Source organism: Mycolicibacterium chubuense (assembly GCF_001044255.1).
GTDB classification, from domain to species: Bacteria; Actinomycetota; Actinomycetes; order Mycobacteriales; family Mycobacteriaceae; genus Mycobacterium; species Mycobacterium chubuense.
On record NZ_JYNX01000036.1, the window covers coordinates 167,928 to 193,297 of the forward strand.

Annotated in this window: 22 protein-coding genes, 1 pseudogene and 1 riboswitch; of the genes and pseudogenes, 9 read left to right on the plus strand and 14 right to left on the minus strand. The window is 69.8% G+C overall.

The genetic code is table 11. The annotated features are described in order from the left end of the window. Positions 1-10: 10 nt before the first annotated feature. The gene (locus tag MCHUDSM44219_RS14110) at positions 11-1,384 is read right to left on the minus strand and encodes an aspartate aminotransferase family protein (protein ID WP_048418865.1); all 1,374 of its coding nucleotides are present in this window, start codon (positions 1,382-1,384) and stop codon (positions 11-13) included. A gap of 102 nt (positions 1,385-1,486) precedes the next feature. On the opposite strand from MCHUDSM44219_RS14110, the gene MCHUDSM44219_RS14115 reads away from it, so the two are divergent. From MCHUDSM44219_RS14115 to MCHUDSM44219_RS14130, 4 genes are read left to right on the plus strand one after another with little or no spacing between them, the layout of a single operon-like run. Further along, positions 1,487-2,722 (plus strand): polyamine ABC transporter substrate-binding protein, encoded by a 1,236-nt coding sequence (locus MCHUDSM44219_RS14115; protein WP_048418866.1) that lies wholly within the window; start codon positions 1,487-1,489, stop codon positions 2,720-2,722. Positions 2,723-2,731: 9 nt separating this feature from the next. Further along, on the plus strand, positions 2,732-3,637 hold the full coding sequence (locus MCHUDSM44219_RS14120) for an ABC transporter permease (protein ID WP_048418867.1): 906 nt from the start codon (positions 2,732-2,734) through the stop codon (positions 3,635-3,637). Further along, entirely contained in the window at positions 3,634-4,515 is an 882-nt protein-coding gene (locus tag MCHUDSM44219_RS14125; RefSeq protein ID WP_048418868.1) for an ABC transporter permease, read from the plus strand. Before MCHUDSM44219_RS14120 ends, MCHUDSM44219_RS14125 begins: the two co-directional genes overlap by 4 nt. A 41-nt stretch (positions 4,516-4,556) precedes the next feature. Next, positions 4,557-5,729, plus strand: coding sequence for an aromatic ring-hydroxylating oxygenase subunit alpha (locus MCHUDSM44219_RS14130; protein WP_048418869.1), 1,173 nt, complete (start codon positions 4,557-4,559; stop codon positions 5,727-5,729). On the opposite strand, the gene MCHUDSM44219_RS14135 is transcribed toward MCHUDSM44219_RS14130, so the two are convergent. The 10 genes and pseudogenes from MCHUDSM44219_RS14135 to thiO form a co-directional block, all read right to left on the minus strand. Then, positions 5,683-7,149, minus strand: coding sequence for a M28 family peptidase (locus tag MCHUDSM44219_RS14135; RefSeq protein ID WP_048418870.1), 1,467 nt, complete (start codon positions 7,147-7,149; stop codon positions 5,683-5,685). The genes MCHUDSM44219_RS14130 and MCHUDSM44219_RS14135 overlap by 47 nt on opposite strands. After that, positions 7,146-8,663 (minus strand): M28 family metallopeptidase, encoded by a 1,518-nt coding sequence (locus MCHUDSM44219_RS14140; protein ID WP_048418948.1) that lies wholly within the window; start codon positions 8,661-8,663, stop codon positions 7,146-7,148. The genes MCHUDSM44219_RS14135 and MCHUDSM44219_RS14140 overlap by 4 nt, the downstream gene beginning before the upstream one ends. A gap of 10 nt (positions 8,664-8,673) precedes the next feature. Further along, entirely contained in the window at positions 8,674-9,573 is a 900-nt protein-coding gene (locus MCHUDSM44219_RS14145) for an alpha/beta fold hydrolase (RefSeq protein WP_048418871.1), read from the minus strand. 12 nt (positions 9,574-9,585) lie between these two features. After that, on the minus strand, positions 9,586-11,079 hold the full coding sequence (locus MCHUDSM44219_RS14150) for a flavin-containing monooxygenase (protein WP_048418872.1): 1,494 nt from the start codon (positions 11,077-11,079) through the stop codon (positions 9,586-9,588). Between the two features lie 76 nt (positions 11,080-11,155). Further along, positions 11,156-11,847, minus strand: a pseudogene (locus MCHUDSM44219_RS14155) (ABC transporter permease). Next, positions 11,844-12,746: an ABC transporter ATP-binding protein gene (locus MCHUDSM44219_RS14160; protein ID WP_048418873.1), complete on the minus strand. Its 903-nt coding sequence runs from the start codon at positions 12,744-12,746 to the stop codon at positions 11,844-11,846. Before MCHUDSM44219_RS14160 ends, MCHUDSM44219_RS14155 begins: the two are co-directional and overlap by 4 nt. Then, on the minus strand, positions 12,743-13,504 hold the full coding sequence (locus tag MCHUDSM44219_RS14165) for an SGNH/GDSL hydrolase family protein (RefSeq protein ID WP_082162198.1): 762 nt from the start codon (positions 13,502-13,504) through the stop codon (positions 12,743-12,745). Before MCHUDSM44219_RS14165 ends, MCHUDSM44219_RS14160 begins: the two co-directional genes overlap by 4 nt. Continuing rightward, positions 13,501-14,268 carry a thiazole synthase gene (gene thiG, locus MCHUDSM44219_RS14170; protein ID WP_048418875.1) on the minus strand — a complete coding sequence of 256 codons (768 nt, stop codon included), beginning with the start codon at positions 14,266-14,268 and terminating at the stop codon, positions 13,501-13,503. Before thiG ends, MCHUDSM44219_RS14165 begins: the two co-directional genes overlap by 4 nt. After that, entirely contained in the window at positions 14,261-14,458 is a 198-nt protein-coding gene (gene thiS, locus MCHUDSM44219_RS14175) for a sulfur carrier protein ThiS (protein WP_048418876.1), read from the minus strand. The genes thiG and thiS overlap by 8 nt, the downstream gene beginning before the upstream one ends. Further along, positions 14,455-15,474, minus strand: coding sequence for a glycine oxidase ThiO (thiO, locus tag MCHUDSM44219_RS14180; RefSeq protein ID WP_082162199.1), 1,020 nt, complete (start codon positions 15,472-15,474; stop codon positions 14,455-14,457). The genes thiS and thiO overlap by 4 nt, the downstream gene beginning before the upstream one ends. Beyond that, positions 15,464-15,573: riboswitch (TPP riboswitch) on the minus strand. (Overlaps the previous gene by 11 nt.) 45 nt (positions 15,574-15,618) lie before the next feature. On the opposite strand from thiO, the gene thiE reads away from it, so the two are divergent. Continuing rightward, the gene (thiE, locus tag MCHUDSM44219_RS14185) at positions 15,619-16,275 is read left to right on the plus strand and encodes a thiamine phosphate synthase (RefSeq protein ID WP_048418878.1); all 657 of its coding nucleotides are present in this window, start codon (positions 15,619-15,621) and stop codon (positions 16,273-16,275) included. Here thiE and MCHUDSM44219_RS14190 read toward each other — a convergent pair. Continuing rightward, positions 16,259-16,750 carry an NUDIX hydrolase gene (locus MCHUDSM44219_RS14190; RefSeq protein ID WP_043404642.1) on the minus strand — a complete coding sequence of 164 codons (492 nt, stop codon included), beginning with the start codon at positions 16,748-16,750 and terminating at the stop codon, positions 16,259-16,261. The two genes, thiE and MCHUDSM44219_RS14190, sit on opposite strands and share 17 nt — an antisense overlap. 168 nt (positions 16,751-16,918) lie before the next feature. On the opposite strand from MCHUDSM44219_RS14190, the gene glnX reads away from it, so the two are divergent. From glnX to MCHUDSM44219_RS14210, 4 genes are all read left to right on the plus strand, one after another. After that, positions 16,919-18,238: a protein kinase G-activating protein GlnX gene (gene glnX / locus MCHUDSM44219_RS14195; protein WP_048418879.1), complete on the plus strand. Its 1,320-nt coding sequence runs from the start codon at positions 16,919-16,921 to the stop codon at positions 18,236-18,238. A gap of 37 nt (positions 18,239-18,275) precedes the next feature. Beyond that, entirely contained in the window at positions 18,276-19,238 is a 963-nt protein-coding gene (locus MCHUDSM44219_RS14200; RefSeq protein WP_048418880.1) for a glutamate ABC transporter substrate-binding protein, read from the plus strand. Continuing rightward, complete coding sequence (locus MCHUDSM44219_RS14205) at positions 19,238-21,529, plus strand: serine/threonine-protein kinase PknG (RefSeq protein ID WP_048418949.1); 2,292 nt, start codon at positions 19,238-19,240, stop codon at positions 21,527-21,529. Before MCHUDSM44219_RS14200 ends, MCHUDSM44219_RS14205 begins: the two co-directional genes overlap by 1 nt. 222 nt (positions 21,530-21,751) lie before the next feature. After that, entirely contained in the window at positions 21,752-22,183 is a 432-nt protein-coding gene (locus MCHUDSM44219_RS14210) for an STAS domain-containing protein (RefSeq protein ID WP_048418881.1), read from the plus strand. Here the strand turns inward: MCHUDSM44219_RS14210 and MCHUDSM44219_RS14215 are convergent. Next, a complete protein-coding gene (locus MCHUDSM44219_RS14215; RefSeq protein WP_048418882.1) occupies positions 22,103-23,263 on the minus strand; it encodes an acetate kinase in 1,161 nt (386 codons plus the stop codon). The genes MCHUDSM44219_RS14210 and MCHUDSM44219_RS14215 overlap by 81 nt on opposite strands. Beyond that, a partial coding sequence (gene pta, locus MCHUDSM44219_RS14220; protein WP_131722316.1) for a phosphate acetyltransferase occupies positions 23,260-25,320 on the minus strand: 2,061 nt, incomplete at its 5' end. The genes pta and MCHUDSM44219_RS14215, both read right to left, overlap by 4 nt. Between the last annotated feature and the right edge of the window lie 50 nt (positions 25,321-25,370).

The window sequence follows — 25,370 nt, forward strand, 5'->3', positions numbered from 1 at the left end:
ACCGGCACCATCAGTGCGACGCGGCGACCGCCGCGGCGAACGCGCCGAAGTTGCGCGCGAACCTGTCGACATCGTCGACCGTGTGCTGAACCGACAACAGCCATTGCTCCACCTTCCCCCATGGCGGGAGGAATACGCCACCGTTGTGTTGCATGAGCCAGTGCAGGTGGCCTAGCCGCGCGTCGATCTCGAGGAAGTCGCGGAACTCCCGCACCGGCTCCCGCCGGAAGGTCACACAGCCTTTGGCGCCCAGGGCCACCACGTGCCAGTCGAATCCGTGCTCGGCGATCACCGCCTCCAGGGCGGCACGCAGTCGCGCCGACAGGGCGTCGAGGTGGGCGTAGTTGTCGGCCGTGAGCACCGCCGACAGCGTGGCGCGGGTGGCCGCCATGGCGAGCGGATTGCCGTTGAACGTGCCGACCTGTTCGTACCGGCCGTCGGCGATCGCCGACATCACCGCGGGGCTGCCTCCGATCGCGGCCACGGCGATCCCGCCGCCCAGCGCCTTGGCCAGGCACACCATGTCCGGCACCACCCCGCTGCGTCCGGTGATGCCACCCGGTCCGGTGGTGAAGCCGGTCTTCACCTCGTCGTAGATCAGCAGGGCCCCGTGAGTGTGCAGGAGGTCCTTCAGCGCGGCGAGGTAGCCGTCGTCGGGCGGGATGATGCCGGCGTTCATCATCACCGGCTCCAGGATCATCGCGGCCACCTGCCCCCGGTACCGAGTCAATTCCCGCGCCACCGCGTCGACGTCGTTGAACGGGACCACGATGACCAGATCGCGAATCGCGCGGGGAATGCCGGTGTTTCCGGGGACCGGGATGGGTGCGTCGCGCGGTCCCACCTCGTCGGCCTCGGGCAGTACCGAGACCTGCACCGAGTCGTGGTGGCCGTGATAGCAACCCTCGACCTTGATGATGAGATCCCGCCCGGTGACCGATCGGGCGAGGTGGACCGCGTCCATGGTGGCCTCGGTGCCGGAGTTCGCGTACCGCCACAGCGGCACGTCGAAGCGGCGCGCCAACTCCCCGGCGATCCAGATCGCGTCCTCGGTCGGCTGCGCGAAGTGGGTGCCGCGGCGAACGCGGTCGCTGACGGCAGCCACGATCGCCGGATGGGCATGTCCGGCAATGGATGCGCCGTAGCCGCCGTGCATGTCCACGTACTCGGTGCCGTCGACGTCGTACACCTTCGAGCCCTCGCCGTGACTCATCCACACCGCCTGCGGTTCGGCGATCTGCCAGTTCGACGTCGCGCCACCGGCCAGGTGCGCGCCTGCGATCTCGATCAGTTCGGCGCTGCGCGGCTGACGGCGCAGGAAGATCTCCTCCTGTTCGGCGATCAGGGAGTCGAGGGACCTCACAGAGTCGAAGCGGGCCGTCATCGTTGCAGCCACCGCGAACCTCCGGTCGTGTCGGTTGACTGAGCATTCAGTCTATGCGAGAGTCCTACCAGCGACAAGACGCGAAATCAATGGGGAGGCCCGATGCCAGAGCCCAGCACCCGACGTCAGTTCCTGACGCGCGCAGCGATTCTGGCCGCGAGCGCACCCACGCTCGGCGCGTTCCTCGCCGCGTGCGGCGGCGGATCGGATTCCTCGGGCCCGGGTGCCTCCCCGACGCTCAAGCTGGCCTCGCCGGACAGTCCGGTCACCTGGGACATCCCCGAGGACAACAAGCCGATCGCCGACGGCCTCGCCCCCGAGATGGGCACGCTGAAGCTCTACACCTACGCCGACTACGTCAGCCCCGATGCCGTGAAGTCCTTCGAGCAGAAATACGGAGTGACGGTTGAGATCTCGACGTTCAACGACGGCGGGGAGGCACTGACCAAGCTGCGCAGCGGCGTCGACTTCGACATCTACAACGCCAACTACACCGAGATCAGCCGGCTGGTCAACGGCGGGCTGTTGCGACCGCTGAACCACTCCTACATCCCGAACATCTCCAATGTCTGGCCCAGTTTCACCAACCCCTGGTACGACCAGGAGTGGCGCTACAGCGTTCCGTACACGATCTACACCACCGGCATCGGCTGGCGCACCGACCAGGTGCCCGCGGACATCGGAGCGCTCGGCAATCCCTACGACGCCTTCTGGGATCCCGCCTACAAGGGCAAGACCGCGGTCCTCGACGACTGGCACACCACGATGGGCATGGTGCTGCTGCGCAACGGCATCACCGACATCAACACGTCGTCGGAGGCCGACCTGAAGCTGGTCGGCGACCAGCTCAAGCAGCTGGTGGCGGCCACGTCGCCGAAGGTCACCATCACCGCCTACAACGACCTGCCGGCCGGTCAGCTGGGGCTGGCCCAGATGTGGTCGGGCGACATCATCAACGCGCAGTCCTACCTTCCCGAGGGCACCGGGCCGGAGGTGCTGCGCTACTGGTTCCCCGCCGACGGCAAGGGCATGGTGGACAACGACATGCTGGTCACGCTCAAGGGCGGCAAGAACCCGGTGCTCGCGCATCTGTTCCTCGATCACATGCTCGACACCGAGGTGGCCATGCAGAACTTCTCGGCGATCGGCTACCAGCCACCGCAGAACTCGATCAAGCCCGACGCGTTGGTATCGGACGGTTTCATCCCGAAGAATCTGTCGACGGCGATCGTCAAGCCCGAGTGGTTCGACGCCGGGTACCGGATTCTGGAGTTGGATCCTGCCAACGACGCTGCTTGGCAGAATGTTTGGCGCACGTTCAAGGCCGGCGGGTCCTAAGCTCTCCCCATGTCCAGCAGGTCCGACCGGTCCCGCGGAATATGGCCCGCGCTCGCGGCGCCCGGAGTGGTCTGGCTGCTGCTGTTCTTCGTCGCACCGATGTACGTGGTGCTGTGCATCGTGTTCGGTAGGCTCGATCCGATCTTCCGCACCGCGGTGCCGATCTGGAATCCCGTGCAGTGGGATCCCACCCAGTTCCTCTACGTGCTGTCCCACATCGTCGGAGCGGACGGGGTGTTCGGCCCGGCGCTGCTGCGCACCGCGGTGTACGTGCTGACCGCCAGCGCGACCTGCCTGCTCATCGCCTTCCCGGTGGCCTACTACGTCGCGCGGTTGTCCGGGCGACGCAAGGGTCTGCTGCTGACGCTGCTGATCGCCCCGTTCTGGATCAGCTACATGATGCGGATGTTCGCCTGGGTCAACCTGTTGCAGGACGACGGTCTGGTCAACTCCGTGCTCGGGTTCGGCGGGCTGTTCACCCCCGACATCGACTGGCTGACGGGCCAACCGGCCGTCGTGATCCTGGGCCTGGTGTACGGCTACGTGCCGTACATGATCCTGCCGCTCTACGCGGGCCTGGACCGGCTCCCGCAGCCGGTGCTCGAGGCATCCCGCGATCTCGGCGCCGATCGTGCGTCGTCGTTCTGGCGGGTGACGCTGCCGCTCGCCCGGCCGACGATCGTGGCCGCGGTTCTGCTGACGTGCCTGCCGATGCTGGGTGACTACTTCACCAGCGACATGCTCTCCGCGTCGCCGAAGACCGCGATGGTCGGCAACCTGATCAACGACAGCGTGCTCACCCCGGGCCAAACCGGCCAGGCCGGCGCGTTCGTGCTGCTCGTGTTCCTCGCCGCGTTGATCCCGATGCTCTACTACATCCGCGTCACCGGCCGCCGCGACGAGGTGGCCTCGTGAGGAGCCCCGTCACCTGGTGGAACGATCCGTGGCGGCCGCCCCGGATCCTGGTCGCGGTGACCGTCGGCTACCTGCTCTGGTCGCTACTGCCGGTGCTGATCGCGGTGCTGTTCTCGTTCAACGCGGGCCGGTCGCGCACGGTGTGGCAGGGCTTTTCGTTCCGCTGGTACTGGGGTGACCAGACGCTGTCGGTGTGGCACGACGCGACGCTGCACGACGCGCTGCTGCAGACGCTGAAACTCGGCGTGCTCACCACGCTGATCACGGTGCCGCTCGGTGTGCTGTTCGCGCTCGGCATCGACCGGTGGCGCGGCCGGCTCCCGTCGGGGGCGAACTTCCTGATGCTGCTCGCGTTCGTACTGCCCGAGGTGCTGCTCGCGGTGGCGCTGCTGTTCGTGATCACCACCGTCGCGCTGCCGATCGAGCTCGGCACCACCGCGCAGGTGATCGGCCTGATCACCTTTCAGGTCTCCTATCCCGCCGTCCTGGTCCGCGCCCGGCTGGCCACGATCGGACCGCAGTACGAGGAGGCCGCGATGGACCTGGGCGCCTCACCGGTCGGCGCGCTGCGCCGCGTCATCATGCCGATGCTGATGCCCGCGATCTTCGCCAGCACCGTGCTGGTGTTCGCCGACGTCATCGACGACTTCGTGATGGTGCGGTATCTCTCGGGCGGGGCGTCCTCCGAGCCCGTCTCGGTGAAGATCTACAACACCGCCCGCGGTGCCCCCACGCCGGCACTCAACGCCCTGGCGACGCTGCTGCTGCTCACCGCGCTCGCGGCGGTCACGGTCGGCTATCTGGTGTTCCGGCGGATGACCCGCAACGACGACACCACCGCCGACCGCGGTATCGGCGCGTTCGCCGGGGAGCTGTGATGGTCTGGACCGACAACCACCCACGACACTAGACTGACTGTATGTTCAAACAGCACGATCCGGCCCCGCTGCCGCCCGACGGAGTCGCCGCGGCGTTGGCGCCGTTCGGCCGGTCCCGGATGCTGCCCCGCGAGGCGTACGTCGATCCGGCCGTGTTCGCCTGGGAACAGCGCAACATCTTCTCCGGATGGTCCTGCGTCGGGCACGCTTCCGATCTCGCCGCGGTCGGCGCGCAGAAGGCGGTCGGCAGCGGCGCGAACGGCACCCTGCTGGTGCGCGGTGACGACGGCGTGATCCGCGCGTTCGCCAACACCTGCCGGCACCGTGGTCATGAGCTGCTGGCCTGCGGCGCGTCGGCGCGAGGGAGAAGCATCGTCTGTCCGTACCACGCGTGGTCCTACCGGCTCGACGGAAGTCTGCGCAATGCACCGGGTTTCGCGGACGTCGACGGCTTCGACCCCGCGGAGTCCGGGCTGGCCGAACTGCGGTTGGTCGACTGGCACGGCTGGCTGTTCGTGGATTCCGGCGGAGCCGACGTGGACTTCAGCCGGCACGTCGCCGGGTGGGACGACGTCGTGGCCCCGTACCGGCCCGAGGATCTCACGGTCGTCGCGCGCCACTCCTACGAGCTCGCCACCAACTGGAAGGTGATCGCCGAGAACTACCAGGAGTGCTACCACTGCCAGAGCATTCACCCGGAGCTGTCCCGGATCAGCCCGCCCACCAGTGGGGAGAACCTGGACCGGGACGGCGCGTGGATGGGCGGCTGGATGTCGATCGTCGACGGCGCGGAGACCATGTCGCTGACCGGCAGGAGCGGCGGGGTGACCATCGCGGGCCTGTCCGAGCACGAGCGGCGCACCGTGATGTACGTGGTGGCCTACCCGAACCTGCTCATAAGCCTGCATCCCGATTATGTGATGACGCACCTGATGACGCCGCTGGCCGCCGACCGCACCCACGTCGAGTGCGCCTGGGCGTTCCCGAAAGACGTTGCTGCGCAACCGGATTTCGACCCCTCCTACGCGGTCGACTTCTGGGATCTGACCAATCGTCAGGACTGGGCGGCCTGCGAGTCGGTGCAGCGCGGGCTCAGTTCACCGCACGCGCGCCCGGGGCCGCTCGCCCCGGACGAGGACGGCGTCTACCAGTTCGTCACACGGGTGGCTAGGGCGTACGCCGGTTCCGCTGATCGTGCGCCGGAACCCCGTTGACGCCCTCGATCGACTGCGCGTAGCCACCCACTGCGAATGCGGCCGTGGACGCCATGATGGTCAGAGCATCCCGGTCGACGTTGTCGATGGTGTCCGCGCGGGTGTGGTAGTTCGGGTCGAAGGCGACGCCCGCCTTGCCACCCCAGATCCTGGCCTGGACCTCGGATTTGCGCTGCGACGTGCCGGTCGTGACGCCGCCGACCGGAACCCCGGCGGCCAGGAAAGCGGCGTAGTCGGTGCCGCGGGTGAGCGGCATGTCCGCCGGCCGCACGCCGTGGGCGTACAGCCGTCCCGCCAGGGTGCGCTCGATGCCCGCGGATCCCTGCGGCAGAGCCGGAACCGTCGTCGCCGTCTGCGCGGACTGGTCTCCGTCAACGGTGAAGTAGCCCGCATTGGTCGACCCGAGCACGTCGAAATCCAGGTACAGCGCGATCGCGTCGAGTCGGTCGGCGTCGAGTGACCGCAGATAGCTCATCGACCCGTCGGCGGACACCTCGCCGGCGCCCCAGAACGCGAACCGGACGGCGTTGGCACCGCCGAACTCGGGACCCATCTGGAGGGCTGTCTCCAATATGGTGGCGACCCCGGTTCCGTTGTCGTTGATGCCGGGCCCCGAGCTGACGCTGTCGAGGTGCGCGCCGGCCATCACGACGCTGTCGGGGTCTCCGGAGCGGGTCTGGGCGATCACGTTGCGCGACGTCGTCATCACCGGCTTGTTGTCCAGCACCAGTGTGACCGGTGCGTCGGTGCGGCGCAGCGCGGCGTCGGCCGTCGGGTCGATGACGCCGACCGGGATCGTCATGCTCTGGTAGTACCCGGGGGTGAACAGGCCGGGCGGGGCGCCCACCGGTCGGGCCGGCGTGGCCTGGCTGACCACGAGCACCCCGACGGCGCCGCGCGCCACGGCCGCATCGTGTTTGGCCACGATCGAGCACGAGGTGTCGTCGACCACCGCGATGGCGCCCTTGACCGCCGCGGAGCCGTAGTCGGCAGCCGTGCACCCCGCGGGCGTGCGGGGGCGCAGGGTGATCGCCCGCAGGCCGCCGGGCTTGGTGGTGATCAGCAGCGACGCCTGGTCGGTGCGGTAGCTCCGTCCGGCCACCGTCAGCGCCGGCTTCCCGCCCCGCGATCCGGACAGCCGCTGGAACTCCGGAGTCTGCACGTCGAAACCTTTGTCGCGCAGCAGTTTCGCTACGTAGTCCACGCTGGCCTGGTAGCCGGGAGTGCCGTCGGCACGGTTGCCGTCGTGAGCGTCGGCGATCTTCTGCAGCTCCGTCAGGTGCCGGAACACCCCGTCGACCGTGACCTTCCCGGCCAGGTCGGCGGCCAGGTCAGACGGCGGTGCCGGGGTGTTCGACGAGCAGGCCGTCAGCACACAGCACAGCAGCGCCAGGGCGGCGGCGACGTGCCTGCGCGTCATGACTCGGGCAGTTGATGGCGGGTGCGGTCCTCGCGCACCGGAATCCCGTTGCGGCCGCGCTGATCCTGGGCATACAGGCCCACCGAGTACGCCACGCCGCTGCCGTGGATCTGCAGCGCGGTGCGATCGATGTGATCGAGCGTGTCGGTGTCCTTGTGATAGTTCGGGTCGAACGGCTGATCGGCGGCGCCGCCCCAGATCTCGGCCTGGCGGACGGACTTCTTCTCCTCGGCTCCCGAGAACAGGCCGCCGGCAGGCACTCCCGCCTTGGTGAAGTCGTCGTAGTCCGACCTGCCGTCGAAGGACGTGTCCTGCGCCGGCTTGCCCGCGCGGTCGAGGTAGCCGACGAGGACACGCTCGATACCGGCCGAGCCCTCGGGCACCCGCGGAACGCCCTGCTGCGGGCCCGGCGCGGTGGACTGATCGCCGTCGTAGGTGAAGTACCCCGGATTGGGCGAGCCGAGCATGTCGAAGTTCAGATACAGCGCGATGTCCTTGAGGGCCTCGACGTCCAGCGATCCGACGTAGTTGCTCGACCCCAGCAGGCCCAGCTCCTCGGCGCCCCAGAAACCGAACCGCACGGCGTTGGTGACCTGGGGCGAACTGCCCAGCTGCAGAGCGGTTTCCAGGATCGCGGCGACGCCGGAGCCGTTGTCGTTGATGCCGGGCCCGTCGGGCACGCTGTCCAGATGCGCGCCGACCATCACGACATCCGACGTCGAGCCGGTCTTGGTCTGGGCGATCACGTTGCGGGTCTTCTCGACGCGGACGCCGGCGTTCATGACGATCGTGGCCGGTGCGCCCGCCTCGCCCCGCAGTCGCGCCCCGTCGGCCTGGGCGACGCTGATCACCGGGATCTTCACATCCGTGTTCTCGCCGAGCGTGCCACCGCTCATCTCACCCTCTTGGTTGTTCGCGACGATCAACGCGACCGCGCCGCGCGCCGCGGCGGCGGTCTGCTTGTCGCCGAACGGGCATGACCCGCGATCGACCAGCACCACCGCACCCTGGGTCGGCAGCCCGTCGTAGTCCTGGGCCGTGCACCCCGGGGTGTCCTCGGCGGGTGCCGCGACGATCGGTCCGGACACGCCGCCGCCGGGCGCACCCGCCGTGTACTCCAGGGGCTTGGCGGAGATCTTGTCGCCGGCCACGGTCAGGGACGGGGCGTCGGCCCAGGGCAACCTCACCTCGAATTCCGGCGTCGCAACGTCGAAACCCTTGTCGCGCAATGCCTTGGCGACGTAGTCCACGCTGGCGTCATAGCCCGAGGTGCCGAGTGCGCGGTTACCGCCGTTGCCGTTCGCGATGTCCTGAAGAGCGCGCAGATGCGTCATCGTCGCGTCGACGGTGACCTTGCGCGAGAGCGCGTCGGCGAAGTCGGCGGCCGCGCCCACATCGGCCGACGGTGGCGGTGACGAGGGGGCGGGCCCGCTGTCGCGGCCACAGCCGCTGATGGCCAGCAGCGCGACGGCGAACAGGGCAGCGAGCCGAGTCGCCGGTCGGGTGGGGGTCACGGGCACCACGTTAGCGCGCGCCGAGATGGTCCAGCACAGCGTCGGCAGCGAGCTGGGGCTCCTCGATCTGCAGGAAGTGCCCGGCCGTCGGAAGCGTGACCACCCGGCTGCCCGCCGGCAGCACGTCGGCCACCGATTCGGCGTAGTCCGCCAGCATCGCGCCGTCCTGCAGTCCCTGCAGGTGCAGGATGGGCACCCGCGGGAGTTCCAGGCCCCACCGGTGCAGGTCGGCGTACCGCGCCGCGGGCCGCGACGGTCGCACCATCGCGCGGTAGTAGCCGACCGCCGCCCGCCGGTGCGCCGGGCTCGGCAGGGCGGCCAGCGCGGCGTCGAGTTCGGCGTCGGTCGCGAAGCCGGGCGGCCCCCAGTCCCGCCACAGTCGCGGAATCACTCGCGACAGAACGTTTTCCGGGACGGCGGGGAGTTGAAAGAACAGGATGTACCAGCTGTTGCGCAGCTGCCGGGGCAGCATCCGCAGCTGCCGGCCGGCGTCGCCGCGGGTGCGGTTGATCGCGCCGATCGGCGCGACCGCCATCGTGATGTGGGTGGCGAACGGCGAGTCCGGCGATGCGGCCAGCCCCGCCGCGGTGAACGCGCCCCAGTCGTGCCCGATGAGCACGGCGTCCTCCGGCGCGCCGAGGGCGCCGTGGACCGCCAGCGCGTCGTACATCAGCGCGCCGATGTGATAGTCGCCGTCGGGAGCGGGTCCGGTCGGCGCGTAGCCGCGGGAGAACGGCGCCACCACCCGCAGGCCGTGTTCGGCCAGCAGCGGCGCCATCTTCTGCCACCCCCACGCACTGTCCGGGAAGCCGTGCAGACACAGCACCAACCGGCCGTCGGCCGGCCCCCAAGACAGCGCGTGGATCGTCAGGTGAGGGAGGTCGAACACCAGCCGTTGCGCAGTGGTCACCCCCTCATGGTGTCAGCCGCGCGACGACGCCTCCGCCAGGGCGCGGTTCCTGCTGAACTCCAGCGTGCCGTCGTCGATCTTGCTGTTGCGGATCACGCGCAAATCCACCAGGTAGTTCTGCTTGAGCCGCCACGGGGTCTTCGACCCCGACTTCGGCAGCTTGTCCAGCGCACGCTTGATGTAGCCGGAGGTGAGGTCGACGAACGGGAGCTGCTCGACGTCGTCGCCCGGGTCGCGCGGCACCACCGTGTCGTACCCCTTGCTGTCCATGAAGTGCAGCAGCCGGCTGACGTACTCCGACGTCAGGTCGGCCTTGAGGGTCCATGACGCGTTGGTGTAGCCGAAGGTGAACGCCACATTGGGCAGACCCGAGAGCATCAGCCCCTTGTAGGCCATCGACGTCGACAGGTCCTGCGGTTCACCGTTGCGCAGCACCTGGGCGCCGCCGAAGAACTGCACGTTCAATCCCGTTGCGGTGATGATGATGTCGGCCTGCAGGTGCTCACCGGACGTCAGGGTGATCCCGTCGGCGGTGACGCGCTCGATGGTGTCGGTGACGACGTCGGCCTTGCCCTTGCGGATGGCCTTGAAGATGTCGCCGTTGGGGGCGAGGCAGACGCGCTGGTCCCACGGCTTGTAGCTGGGGCTGAAGTGCTTGTCGTAGTCGTAGCCGTCCGGCAGCCGCCGTTCGGCCATGGTGCGCAACGCCTTTCGGAAGACGCCGGGCATGGTGCGGGCGAGCTGGTACTGCGCGGTGGCCTGCAGGATGGCCTTCCAGCGCACCGCGGTGTAGGCCGTCTTCTCCGGCAGCAGCCGGAACGCGCGGGCGGCGAAGGGGTCCTTGTCGGGTAGCGACCCGATGTAGGTGGGGGTGCGCTGCAGCATGGTGACATGGCCGGCGCCGCTGTCGATCAGCGCGGGGATCAGCGTGATCGCGGTGGCGCCGCTGCCGATGACGACGATCTTCTTGCCCTGGTAGTCGAGGTTCTCGGGCCAATGCTGCGGGTGCACGATGGTGCCGCCGAAGTCCTCGAGGCCGGGGAACTCGGGTGAGAAACCCTCGTCGTAGTTGTAGTAGCCGCTGCAGGCCCACAGGAAGTTGGCGTGGATCTCGGTCTGCTCGCCGCCGCGATCGACGGTCAGCTCCCACCGGTGGTGCTCGTCGGACCAGTTCGCGGCCAGGACCTTCTGGCCGTAGCGAATGTGCTTGTCGATGCCGTTCTCGGTCGCGGCCTCGTTCAGGTAGTTCCAGATCGACGGGCCGTCGGCGATCATCTGATCGGTCGCCCACGGCTTGAAGTGGAACCCGAGGGTGTACATGTCGGAGTCCGACCGGATGCCCGGGTATCGGAAGAGGTCCCAGGTGCCGCCGAGCTTCTCGCGGCGTTCCAGGATCACGTAACTTTTTTTGGCGTCCTGTCCGGAATACTGCTGTTGCAGGTGCCAGGCGGCGCTGATGCCGGAGATCCCGGCCCCGACGATGACGACGTCGACAAATTCGGTCATGATGTAAAGCTATCAACATTGTGTCGACGTGGTCAACAGTGTGTTGAGTAAATCGACAGACTGTTCACCAACCGGGTCAGGCGTCGCGGCGGTTCACCACGATCACCGCGGCCGCGAACACCACCGCGACGAGCGCGGTGAAGTACCCCAGCGAACCCGCCGTGCTCCAGTGCCACCCGTAGCCGGGGAAGAGCCACTGCACGTCGAGGAACCGGAACATGTTGGCGAACGGGAGGTACGGCCCGACCTGCGGGCCGCGGCCGGGAAGGTTGCCCACCAGCGGCTCGACCAGCAGCGGCCACAGCAGCAGCACCGACACCGCGCCGGCGCTGTGCCGCAGCAACGCCCCCACCCCGACGCCGAGCACCGCCGCCAGCGCCGCATACAGCGCGATCCCCGCCACCGCGCGCGGCGTGAGCGGCTCCCCGGCGACCAGAAACGCCCCGATCACCATCAGCCCCGCCGACAGCCCACAGAACACCGCGGCGACAACGGCTTCGCACACAGCACCACCGACCGGGCAGGCGTGGCCAGGAACGTCGTCGCGATCATCCGGGTGCGGTACTCGCCGGTGACGGTCAGTGCGGCGACCACCATCAGCACCGGCACCCCGAACGCGGCGACGCCGAGCGCCGCGGTCCGGGGCGCCGTCGCGGCCAGGCCGACGCTGAGCGCCGCGGCGAGCAGCACCGACCACAGCGGCGAGCGCAGCGTGGTCAACTTGATGCGCTCGGCATTCAGTGCGGCCAGCGCCGAGGACGCCGTCACAGCGCCGACCGGTAGGTGACGTCGGCGGCGGTCGACGAGAGATAGGCCTGTTCCAGCGACGCCTGCTCGAGCCGCAGCTCGTGCACCACGATCGCGTGCCGGGCGGCCAGCTCGCCGACGGCCTCGGTGCTGGTGTGCGCGACGAGCAGCGCATCGCCGTCACCGGTCACCGTCATGCCCGCGGCGGTCAGCGCTTCGCGCAGTGCGGCGGCCTGCGGGCTGCGCACGACCACACCGCCGCCGCTGGAGCGGCCGACGAACTCGCCGACGGTGGTGGACGCGATCAGCTTGCCCCTGCCGATCACCACCAGCCGGTCGGCGGTGTCGGCCATCTCGGAGAGCAGGTGACTGGAGACGAAGACGGTGCGGCCCTCCCCGGCCAGGGTCCGCATCAGCGACCGCACCCAGTGGATGCCCTCGGGGTCCAGGCCGTTGACCGGTTCGTCGAACAGCAGTACGGCCGGATCGCCGATCAACGCCGCGGCGATGCCCAGCCGCTGGCTCATGCCCAGCGACAGTGCGCCGGCCCGGGTGCCGGCCGCCGGCGTCAGCCCGACCATGTCGAGCACCTCGTCCACGCGCCGGGCCGGGATCCGGTTGCTCGCCGCGATCCAGCGCAGATGGTGGCGCGCCGAACGGTTCGGGTGCACCTGCCGGGCGTCGAGCAGCGCGCCGACGGTCCGCAGCGGGTGGGCCAGATCGGAGTAGCGGCGGCCGTCGATCCGCGCGGTGCCCGCGGTCGGCCGGTCCAGCCCGAGGATCATCCGCATCGTCGTGGTCTTGCCCGCGCCGTTGGGCCCGAGGAACCCGGTCACCACGCCCGGCTCGACCGTGCAGGTCAGCCCGTCGACGGCGCGGGTGGCGCCGAACGTCTTGGTGAGCGCGTCGAGTTCGATCATCCGGTGGCCGCCGCCACGACGAGATCGGCCACGGCGCGCATCCCGGCCGCGTTCGGGTGCAGCGGCGCCGGCTTGCGCGGCACCGGCCAGCCGAAGCGGGTGGTCCACGGATCCGGCGACCACCCGTGGTGATCGCGGCTGGCCGCCCCCGCCCGCACCAGCCCGCACCCGGTCGTCGCGGCCGCCTGCGCGGTCAGCCGTTCCAGCTCGAGCGCCAGGTGCCTGCCCAGCGTCGCGTCGTGATCGCTCAACGGCGACGCGGGGCCGGCCGGCGGCAGCAGCGTCAGGTAGTCGACGAACAGCACAGTCGCCCGCGGCGCCCGCTGCCGGAGCGTGCGGCCCACCTCGACGAGGGCGGCACCGACCTCCTCGAGCGCCACATAGCGCTCTGCCGGGTTCACCAGACTGCGGATCTTGCTGCCCAGCAGCGGGATTCGTCGCACCGGGCGGGGCAGGCCGGCCGCGAACAGCATCGGCACGTAGCCCACGTCGTTGCCGCCGATGGTGACGGTCACCAGCGATTCGGACCCGTCGAGCGCATCGACCTGGGGTGCGGTGCCGCGCTGGGAGTCGGTGAGCACGTGAGCGGTGGTCGCCCCCGAGTAGGTGACGTCCACGAGGTCCAGACCGAGCGCGGCCGCCACCAGGTGCGGGTAGTTGCGCGCCGACCGGCCTGCCGGACGCGGCGAGCCCGCCACCCTGGGTTGGATCCCCGGCCCGGCAGCCATCGAACTGCCCAGCGCCACATACCTGGTCATATCGCCGGGCTGGACGCCTGCGCCCAGAATCGCTTCGGGATACGGCCGGCGCGCCGGGCCAGGTACCCGGCCCGGACCGCGGCCGACATCGCCGCGGCCATCGCCGCCGGGTCGGCGGCCCGGGTGACGGCGGTGGCCAGCAGCACCGCGTCGCATCCGAGTTCCATGGCCAGCGTGGCGTCACTGGCCGTGCCGATCCCGGCGTCCAGGATCACCGGCACACCCGCACGGTCCACGATCATCTCGATGTGGTGCGGGTTGGCGATACCCAGGCCGGTGCCGATCGGCGAACCCAGGGGCATCACCGCCGCGCAGCCGGTGTCCTCCAGCCGGCGGGCCAGCACCGGGTCGTCGTTGGTGTAGGGCAGCACGACGAAGCCGTCGTCGACGAGTTGTTCTGCGGCTGCGACCAATTCGATCGCGTCGGGCAGCAGTGTCCGCTCGTCGGCTATCACCTCCAGCTTCACCCAGTTGGTCTGCAGCGCCTCGCGCGCGAGCTGCGCGGTCATCACCGCCTCGGCAGCCCCCCGGCACCCGGCGGTGTTGGGCAGCGGCGTGATCCCCAGCCGGGTCAGCAGATCCAGCACGCCGGTGCCGCCGTCGGCATCGACGCGGCGCATCGCCACCGTGGTCAGCTCGGTCTCCGACGCGACCAGCGCCTCTTCGAGCACGGCGAGGTTGGCCGCCCCGCCGGTGCCGAGGATCAGCCGGGATCCGAACTCGCGCCCGGCGATGCTCAGCTTTCCTGTCGTGTGCTCAGCCACCCTGCACCGCCGCCACCACGTCGACCTTCGCTCCGTCGGTCAGCTCGGTGTCCCACTGCGAACGCGGGATCACCGCCCAGTCGACCGCGACCGCGATGCCCCGGTCCGGATAGCCGAGCCGGGCCAGCAGCGCGGCGACAGTGGTCTGCCCGTCGACCTCGACCGCCTCGTCGTTGACCGTCACGTTCACAGCCTCACCCCTTCCCGCACCCTCAGCTCCGCGGCGATCGCCTCAGCGGTCCAGGGCGCCAACAGGAATCCCGACCGGCCGTGCCCGGTCGCCACCAGCGTGCGCTCGTCGAGCCGGCCGACCAGCGGGATGTTGTCGGCCGTCATCGGACGCAGCCCGGCCGCGCATTCGGCGAGCTCGTATTCGCCCAGCGCCGGCACCACCGCGCAGGCGTCGTCGAGGAGCTCCCGCACCCCGGTCACCGTCGGGGCGGTGTCGCGGCCGTGCTCGTACTGGGTCGCGCCGACCACGACGCCGTCGCGGCGCGGGACCAGGTAGACCTGTCTGCCGTGCACCCGGGCGCGGATCACCCGCTGCGGGATCGGCAGGCAGCCGCGCCGCCAGCGCAGGCGCAGCACCTCCCCCTTGACGGGCCGGACCGGCAGACCGGGCCACAGCGAGGGCGCGTCGATGCCGTTGGCGATCACGACGGCGTCGGCGTCGGCGACCTCGCTCAGCGCGGCGACCGGCGGCGCCCATTCGACGCCCAGGCGTGCGGCGTGCGCCGCCAGCGCGTCGACCACCGCCCGGTTGTCCACCGCGAGCTCGGTCTCGGCGCGGAAGCCGTGTCGGATACCTTGGGCGAGAAGGGGTTCGACGTCGCGAGCGGCGGTGGTGGGGGTGACGGGATGACCCTGGGCCGCCAGCCACTCCCCGACCGTCTTCAGGTCCGCGACGTCGGCCCGGTCGACGGCGACCACCAGCGACTCGCGTGCCGTGACCACCTCGGGCGGCAGGCCGTCGAGGAATCCGCCGTGCCACAGGTCCAGCGACGCCAGCCCGAGCCGCAGCAGCTGTTCCTCCCCGGGCCAGCCCTCGCTGTGCGGGGCGAGCATGCCGCCGGCCACCCAGGAGGCGCCCAGCGCCGGGGCGCGGTGCACGCGCACGCGCCAGCCGTCCTGCGCGGCGCGGCGTGCGACGGCGAGCCCGATGACGCCGCCGCCGATGACGGCAAGCCGCTGGACGGGATCCGGCACTGCTACTCCCTTCGCCGGCATGACCCGGATCAGGTGCGACGGTCAGAGCCGGCGGGCTCACTCTCAGTCCCCGTACCCGGGACTCCCGTGTGGTCGGTGTTGTCGTTCCCAGCCTACGTCCGCAGCCGCGCTACCGTTCGCGGTGTGCGTGACGCCCTGCTGTACCTGTGCACCGACGCCCGCCGGGAGCGCGGCGACCTGGCCGAGTTCGTCGACGCCGCGCTGGCCGGCGGCGTCGACATCATCCAGCTGCGGGACAAGGGATCGGCCGGTGAGCGGGAGTTCGGTCCGCTGGAAGCCGGTGCTGAGCTCGCCGCGCTGGAGGTGCTCGCCGACGCCGCGCGCCGCCACGACGCGCTGATCGCCGTCAACGACCGCGCCGACATCGCGCGCGCCGCGGGCGCCGACGTGCTGCACCTCGGCCAGGGCGATCTGCCGCTGCCGGTCGCCCGGGAGGTCTTCACCGGCGTCGTAGGGCGGTCCACCCACGACATCGACCAGGTCCGCGCAGCCATCGCCGAGGACGCCCCTGGCGGCCCGGACTACTTCTGCGTCGGTCCGTGCTGGCCCACGCCGACCAAACCCGGCCGGGCGGCACCGGGCCTGGACCTGGTCCGCGCGACCTCTGCGCTGACGCCGAGGAAGCCCTGGTTCGCGATCGGGGGCATCGACGCGGCCCGGCTTCCCGAGGTCGTCCAGGCCGGCGCGCGCCGGGCGGTCGTGGTGCGCGCGATCACCGCGGCCGACGACCCGACGGCCGCGGCCGCGGAGTTGAAGAAGATCCTCAGCTCTGCCCGTTGACCAGCGGCGGGATGGCCGCGGCGACCTCGCGCAGCCGCGCCCAGCTCGCGGCGAACCCCGGATGCAGCGGCAGTTCGGCGACCTCGTCCTCGGGCACCCACCGCAGCTCCGCGCTCTCCCGGTTCGGCACCGTCTCGAGGAGGTGCTCGGCGTCGGCGATCACGGTCGTGTAGCTCCAGCCGCTCACCTCTGCGGTGACCACGGTGGTCCGCACGACCAGCCGGTGGGCCTGCAGTCCCGCCTCTTCGTGGGCCTCGCGCACCGCCGCCTGCTCCGGGGTCTCGTGGCTGTCGCGGGCGCCGCCCGGCAGACCCCACGTCCCGCCCTGGTGACTCCACGGCGCCCGGTGCTGCAGCAGCACGGCCAGCGAGCCGTCCGAACGCGGAGCTCTCAGCAACAGTCCGGCGGCGCCGTGCCTACCCCAGTAGGCCGCCCCGTCGGCCGATACCACCCAGCCGTCACCGTCGCCGCGCACGCGTCCAGCTTAGGGAACGGATCTGGATATCGGGCGAGTCGCAGCCGGGAATCCCCACACTCCGGACGAGGAGCTCTTAGAATTCCCTCAGAGATTTGGCGCAGTTAGAGTTGGGCCAGTCGACATGACCGCCGAAGAGAACGAGACCGGGATGAGGTCCGCGCAAACGTGACTGTGGAGTTGGCGCACCCCTCGACGGAGCCTCTTGCGTCGCGGTCGCCGACGGCCACGGCGCATCCCCGGTGGTGGTTCCTGTGGACGACCCCCGGCCGGATCCTGACGATCGGGCTGGTGCTGGCCGCCCTGGTGATCGCCAGCGCGTTCGCCACGTCGACGACGATCAACGACCGCCAGCAGGCGCTGACCACCGTGCTCAACCGCACCGAGCCGCTGGCCTTCGCCGCCGGTCAGCTCTACACCACGCTGTCGGTGGCCGACGCCGCCGCCGCGACCGCGTTCATCGCCGGCGCCGAACCCCGCGCGGTCCGGCAGCGCTACGAGCAGGCGATCACCGACGCGGCGGTGGCCGTCACGCGAGCGTCCAGCGGGCTCACCGACGAGCCGCTGGTGCAGCTGCTCGGCCGGATCAACGCCCGGCTGGCCGTCTACACCGGGCTCGTGGAGACGGCGCGGACCAACAACCGCGCCGGCAATCCGGTCGGCTCGTCGTACCTGTCCGAGGCGTCGTCGCTGATGCAGCAGCAGATCCTGCCCGACGCCCAACGCCTCTACGAGCAGACCTCGGCCCGCGTCGACGCCGAGACCACCGCCTCGACGCGGATCCCCGGGCCGGTGATCCTGATCGTGCTGAGCACGCTGCTGTTCGGCGCGTTCGCCAACCGGTGGCTCGCCAAACGCACCCGGCGGCGGGTCAACATCGGCTTCGTCGCCGGCGGCCTGGCCGTGCTGATCATGCTGATCTGGGTGGGCACGGCGCTGATCATCTCGACCACCGACAGCCGCAGCGCCAAGGAGACCGCGGCCGAATCCCTCAAGACGGTGACCACGCTGGCGATCACCGCGCAGCAGGCCCGCGCCGACGAGACGCTGTCGCTGATCCGGCGCGGCGACGAGAACGTCCGCAAGCAGTCCTACTACCAGCGCATCGATCAGATGCAACAGCAGCTGAACCGCTATCTGGCCAACGACAACTCGATCGACAAGACCGGCCTGGCCGACGCCGACGGGCTGCTCAACCGGTGGCGGGCCGCCGACGACCGCATCACCGCCTACATCGCGGTCGGCAACTACCAGGCCGCGACGCAGGTCGCGCTCGGCGTCGGGGAGGACGACGCGACCCCGGCCTTCGACAAGCTGGACGAGGCGCTGACCAACGGCATCGAGCAGAGCCGCGCCCAGCTGCGCAACGAGATCGTCAACGCCCGCCGCGTGCTCTCCGGCGCCACCGTCGGCGCCGCCGCGCTGTCGGTGATGGCGGCGATCGCGGTGGCGCTGGGCATCTGGCCGCGACTCAGTGAGTACCGCTGATGAGCGCTGGCGCGAAGAAGAAACAGCTGGTGATCGCATGAAGAAGCTGGCGGCGATGATCGGGGCGGGTGTCATGCTGCTCGCCGGCTGCGGGCAGACCGCGTCGATGGTGCCGACCCCGACCGTCACGCTGGCCCCACCCTCGCCCTCCGGGATGGGGGAGCTGCCGCCCGGTCCGGCCCAGGCCCCGGCCACGCTCGACGACGACTGCGACCGCACCGCGAGCCTGCGGCCGTTCGACACGAAGGCCGAGGCCGACGCCGCGGTCGCGAACATCAAGGGCCGCGGCCGGCTGATCGTCGGACTCGACATCGGCAGCAACCTGTTCAGCTTCCGCGACCCGATCAGCGGCGAGATCACCGGCTTCGACGTGGACATCGCCGGCGAGATCGCCCGCGACATCTTCGGCACCCCGTCCCAGGTGGAGTACCGGATCCTGTCCTCGGCCGACCGCATCGCCGCACTGCGCAACAACGAGGTCGACGTCGTGGTGAAGACGATGACGATCACCTGCGAGCGCAAGAAGCTGGTCAACTTCTCCACGGTGTACCTGACCGCCGATCAGCGCATCCTGGCGCCGCGGGACTCCACGATCCGGCAGTCGTCGGATCTGTCGGGCAAGCGGGTGTGCGTGGCCAAGGGCACCACGTCACTGCAGCGCATCCAGGAGATCACCCCGCCGCCGATCATCGTCGGCGTGGTGACGTGGGCGGATTGCCTGGTTGCCCTGCAGCAACGGCAGGTCGACGCGGTCAGCACCGACGACTCGATCCTGGCCGGGCTGGTGTCCCAGGACCCCTATCTGCACATCGTGGGCCCGTCGATGAACGAGGAGCCCTACGGCATCGGGGTGAACCTGCAGAACACCGGCCTGGTCCGCTTCGTCAACGGCACGCTCGAACGCATCCGCCGCGACGGCACCTGGAACACCCTGTACCGCAAGTGGTTGACCGTGCTGGGGCCGGCGCCCTCCCCACCGGTGGCGAGGTACTCGGACTGATGACCGACGACCACACCCCGGACCTCTCCGACTCCGCCGACGATCCCGGAACCCAGCCGGCGTCCTTCGACGACCTCGGAATGGACTCGATGTCGACGATGCGGCCGATGGCCACCCAGGCGGTGTTCCGGCCCAATTTCGACGACGACGACGACAGCGACTCGCAGTACCACTCGGGGGACACCGAGCCGCAGGACCAGACGACGACGGTGACCCGCACCCTGTCGCCGACGCGGCGGCTCGGCGGCGGTCTGGTCGAGATCCCGCGGGTGCCGACCCGGGATCCGTTGACGGCGTTGATGACCGACCCGGTGGTCGCCGAGTCGAAACGGTTCTGCTGGAACTGCGGCCGGCCGGTGGGCCGCTCGTCGCCGGACGGCAAGGCACTGTCGGAGGGCTGGTGCCCGCACTGCGGCAGCGCCTACTCGTTCCTGCCCCAGCTGTCGGCCGGCGACATCATCGCCGACCAGTACGAGATCAAGGGCTGCATCGCCCACGGCGGGCTGGGGTGGGTGTATCTGGCGTTCGACAAGAACGTCAACGACCGGCCGGTGGTGCTCAAGGGTCTGGTGCATTCCGGGGACGCCGAAGCGCAGGCGATCGCGATGGCCGAACGCCAATTCCTGGCCCAGGTCACCCATCCCGGCATCGTGAAGATCTACAACTTCGTCGAGCACGAGGACAAGCACGGCAATCCCGTCGGCTACATCGTCATGGAGTACGTCGGTGGCACCTCGCTCAAGCAGGCCACCCACCTGAAGTCGACCGAACGCACCCGGCTGCCGGTCGCCGAGGCCATCGGGTTCATGCTCGAGATCCTGCCCGCGCTGGGCTATCTGCACTCCATCGGGCTGGTCTACAACGACCTCAAACCCGAGAACATCATGGTGACCGAGGACCAGCTCAAGCTCATCGACCTCGGCGCGGTGTCGCGTATCAATTCGTTCGGATACCTCTACGGCACACCGGGTTACCAGGCTCCCGAGATCGTGCGGACCGGTCCGACCATCGCCACCGACATCTACACGGTGGGCCGCACACTGGCCGCGCTGACGCTGCGGATGCGCACCCGCAGGGGCCGTTACGTCGACGGGCTGCCCGAAGACGATCCGGTGCTCACCGAATACGACTCGTTCGGCAGGCTGCTGCGCCGCGCGATCGACCCCGATCCGCGGAGGCGTTTCCAGAGCGCCGAGGAGATGTCGAGTCAGCTGATGGGCGTGCTGCGCGAGGTCGTCGCGCAGGACACCGGGGTGCCGCGGCCGGGCCTGTCGACGACGTTCAGCCGGTCGCGCTCGACGTTCGGGGTCGATCTGCTCGTCGCTCACACCGACGTCTACCTCGACGGTCAGGTCCACTCCGAGAAGCTGACCGCGCAGGAGATCGTGAAGGCCCTGCAGGTTCCGCTGGTCGATCCGACCGATGTCGGCGCCACCATCCTGTCGGCGACGGTGCTGAGTCAGCCTGTGCAGACGCTGGATTCGTTGCGCGCCGCCCGGCACGGGGCGCTGGACTCCGAGGGTATCGACCTGTCGCAATCGATCGAACTGCCGCTGATGGAGGTGCGCGCGCTGCTGGATCTCGGCGACGTCGCCAAGGCCACCCGCAAGCTCGACGAGCTCGCCGAACGGGTCGGCTGGCGCTGGCGGCTGGTGTGGTTCCGCGCCGTGGCCGCGCTGCTCACCGCCGACTACGATTCGGCGACAAAGTATTTCACCGAGGTGCTCGACACGCTGCCCGGTGAACTGGCGCCGAAGCTGGCCCTGGCCGCCACGGCCGAGCTGGCCGGTAGCGCGGACGAGCAGAAGTTCTACAAGACGGTGTGGGGCACCGACAACGGTGTGATCTCGGCGGGCTTCGGCCTGGCCCGCGCCCAGTCCGCCGCAGGCGAGCGCGACGCCGCGGTCCGCACGCTCGACGAAGTGCCGGCCACCTCACGGCATTTCACGACGGCCCGGCTGACCAGCGCGGTGACGTTGCTGTCAGGCCGGTCCACCGGGGAGATCACCGAGACACACATCCGCGACGCCGCCCGCCGGGTGGAGGCCCTGCCCGACACCGAGCCCCGGGTGCTGCAGATCCGCGCCCTGGTGCTCGGCACCGCGATGGACTGGCTCGCCGATCACACCGCGAGCACCAACCACATCCTCGGTTTCCCGTTCACCGAGCACGGTCTGCAGCTCGGGGTGGAGGCGTCGCTGCGCAGCCTGGCCCGGGTGGCGCCGACGCAGGCGCACCGCTACGCGCTGGTCGACCTGGCCAACAGCGTGCGGCCGATGTCGACGTTCTGAGCAAACAACGGAATCCGTTGCCGAAGTGTCTATACCTTTCGGCGCGCCTCCCGCGAGGTGACGGACGGCGGCAAAATTGACGCAGATGCGCTGGTGAGGGCCAGTCGGTGCGAAAATCAACGGATCATGGTCAAGGTACTGATTCCGTAGTATCGTCTACCCCACGCTTTAAGACCCTAGGGCTGTTTTCCCCTGACGGCATCCTCGCTGAGGGAGGCCTCGATGAGCACACAACGGGTGTTCCGCCCGGACCCGACGTCGTTCGAGCTGCGTGAAGAACACCATCGCGCCACCTTCTCGGCGTGCGAACTGCCGCCGCACACCGTGCTGGTCACGATCCACGGTGAGATCGACGCGACCAACGCCATGGCGCTCGCCCGCTACATCGAGAAGCGGCTCGGCGGTTCCCGCAAGCTGATCCTCGACCTGCAGACCGTGGAGTTCTTCGCCGCATCCGGTTTCGCGGCGCTGACCAACATCGACGTGGTGTGCACCCGCGCGGGCGTGCGGTGGTCGCTGCTGGCGGGTTCGCATGTGCGGCGGCTGCTGCGCATCTGCGATCCGAAGCGGGAACTACCGGTCGCCGCGGCCGCCGCCAAGTACACCCGCACACGCCCGAGCGATCGCAAGCTCCTCGTTGGTGGGCACCACTAGCACGGTCGTGCGCGCCCCGTCGGGGGAGATCCGCCGTGCTGCGCGGCCCGGGCTGTCGTTGAGGTGCTCGTCGATCTCGATCCCGAACGCGCCCAGCCCCGAGAGCGCGTCGCGGCGCACCAGTGCGTCGTTCTCGCCGACACCGGCGGTGAACGTGATGACGTCGGCCCCGCCGAGCACGGCCAGATACGCACCGATGTACTTGCGGAGGCGGTGGATGTACACGTCGTAGGCCAGCTGTGCCGCCGCCTCACCGGCGGCGATCCTCCGGTGCAGCACCCGGAAGTCGATCTCGCCGCCGAGCCCGCGCACCCCGGAGTGACGGTTCAGCATGGTCTCGATGTCCTCGACGCTCATGCCGGCTTCGCGGACCAGATAGGTGATGATGCCGGGGTCCACGTCCCCGGAGCGGGTCCCCATCACCAGTCCCTCCATCGGCGTGAGCCCCATCGACGTCTCGACCGGCCGGCCCCCGACGAGGGCCGACGCCGACGCGCCGTTGCCCAGGTGCAGCACGATCTGGCGCAGCGACGCGGCGGGCACGCCGAGGAACTCCGCGGCCTGCTCGCTGACGTACTGGTGTGAGGTGCCGTGGAATCCGTAGCGCCGGATGTGCCAGCGCTCGGCGATCTCGCTGTCGATCGCGTAGGTGGCCGCGGCCGCCGGCAGGTCGTGGAAGAACGCGGTGTCGAACACCGCGATGTGCGGAAGGTCGGGAAGGGCCTTGCGCGCCACCTCGATCCCGAGGATCGCGGGAGGATTGTGCAACGGCGCCAGCGGCGCCAGCTCTTTCAGCCGCGCGATCAGCTCATCGTCGACGACGGTCGGCCGGTACAGGTCGGGGCCGCCGTGCACCACCCGGTGCCCGACCGCCACCAATCCGAGTTCTTCGAGGTGGTGGCCGTCCTCGGCGAGTGCTGCGAAGACGACGTCCAGTGCGGCACCGTGATCGGGCACATCGGCGGAGTCGCCGATCCGCTCGACGATCCCGTCGGCCACCGTCGCACCCGAATCCGGTTCGATCACCGAGTATTTCACCGAGGACGAGCCGGAGTTGAGCACCAGGACCGACGAGGTCACTTCTCGCGCCCCTGCGCCTGGATGGCGGTGATCGCCACGGTGTTCACGATGTCTTCGACCAGAGCCCCCCGCGACAGGTCGTTGACCGGTTTGTTCAGGCCCTGCAGCACCGGCCCGATCGCGATCGCGCCCGCGCTGCGCTGCACCGCCTTGTAGGTGTTGTTGCCGGTGTTGAGGTCGGGGAAGATCAGCACCGTCGCGTGTCCCGCCACGGCGGAGTCGGGCATCTTCGTCGCCGCCACCGACGGTTCCACCGCGGCGTCGTACTGGATCGGGCCCTCCACCAGCAACTCCGGTTCGCGGGAGCGCACCAATTCCGTTGCCTTCCTGACCTTGTCGACGTCGGCGCCGGTCCCGGAGGTACCCGTGGAGTAGGACAGCATCGCGACCCTCGGTTCGATGCCGAACTGCGCGGCGGTGCGCGCCGAGGAGATCGCGATGTCGGCGAGCTGCTCGGCGGTGGGGTCCGGGACGATCGCACAGTCGCCGTAGGCGAGCACTTCGTGGGCGAGGCACATGAAGAAGATGCTCGAAACCGTGCTGACGTCCGGCAGCGTCTTGATGATCTCGAAGGCGGGCCGCACCGTGTGCGCGGTAGTGTGCCGGGCGCCCGACACCATGCCGTCGACCATCTCGTTGTGCACCAGCATCGTGCCGAAATACGAGACGTCGTGCATGGTTTCGCGGGCCTGCTCGACGCTGACGCCCTTGTGCTTGCGCATCTCGGCGTACTGCTCGGCGAATCGGTCGCACAGCTCGCTGCGCTGCGGATCGAGGATCACCGCATCAGAGAGGTCGACCCCGAGTTCGGCGGCGCGGGCCCGCACCTGCTGCTCGTCGCCGAGGATGGTCAGCTCGGCGACGTTGCGCTTGAGCAGCCGGCCGGCCGCCTTGAGGATGCGGTCGTCGTCGCCCTCGGGCAGCACGATCCGCTTGCGGTCGGCGCGGGCCCGGTCGAGCAGCTGGTAGGTGAACATCTGCGGGGTGATCACCGTCGGGATCGGAATCGCCAACTGCGCCAACAGATCCGCGGTGTCGACGTAGGTATCCATCAGGGCCAGCGCGGTGTCGACCTTGCGCGGCGAGTCCGCGGTCATCCGGCCGCGCGTGGCCGCCACCCGGCTCGCGGTCTCGAACGTGCCGAAGCGGGTCTGCAGGATCGGCAGGCGCAGGCCGAGACCGGTCACCAGGGCGTCGACCGCGGGGTGCAGCGGCAGCCCGCCGTTGAGGATGGCGCACGACAATGACGGAAATCCTTCGGCCGCATGGGCGCTGAGCACGGCCAGCACGACGTCGGAGCGGTCGCCGGGGGTGATGACGGCGACGCCCTCGGTCAGCCGCTCCAGCACGTGCTCGGCGGTCATGCCGGCCACCAGCACGTCTTCGGCCTCTCGTCCCAGCAGCGCCGGATCACCCTGGACCACCGTGCCCTCGACGGCGGCCTGTAGTTCGGCGACCGACGGCGCCACGAGCAGCGGCTCCTCCGGAAGGACATAACTGCGCAGCGGGAGGTCGTCGAGCGCGGCGGCGACGTCGGCCAGCTGCGCCGGGTCGCACCGGTTGACCACGACGGCGGCGGTGTGCGCGTGCTGCGCGGCGATCTCGTCCATGCAGAGCGCGACGACCTGCTCGACCTGCGCGGGCGTGCGGTCCTTGGCCTTGACCGCCAGCACGACGGGTGCACCGAGGTTGGCGGCGATGCGGGCGTTCATCGAGAGCTCACTGGGAGTGGCGACGTCGGTGTAGTCGCTGCCGACGATCAGCACGGCGTCGCACCGGTCCGCGACGTGGTGGAAGCGGTCGACGATGTCGGCCAGGGCCGCCTCGGGGTCGTCGTGCAGCTGCTGGTAGCTGACGCCGACGCACTCCTCGTACGGCAGGCCGGCGGTGGTGTGGGTCAGCAGGAGTTCCAGGATGTAGTCGCGGCCCTCGCTGATACGGGTGATCGGCCGGAACACCCCGACCCGGGCGACTGTCGCGGCGAGCCGGTGCAGGATGCCCAGCGCGATCGTCGACTTTCCGGTGTCCCCCTCGGGCGAGGCGACATAGATCGCGGANCCCCGACCCGGGCGACTGTCGCGGCGAGCCGGTGCAGGATGCCCAGCGC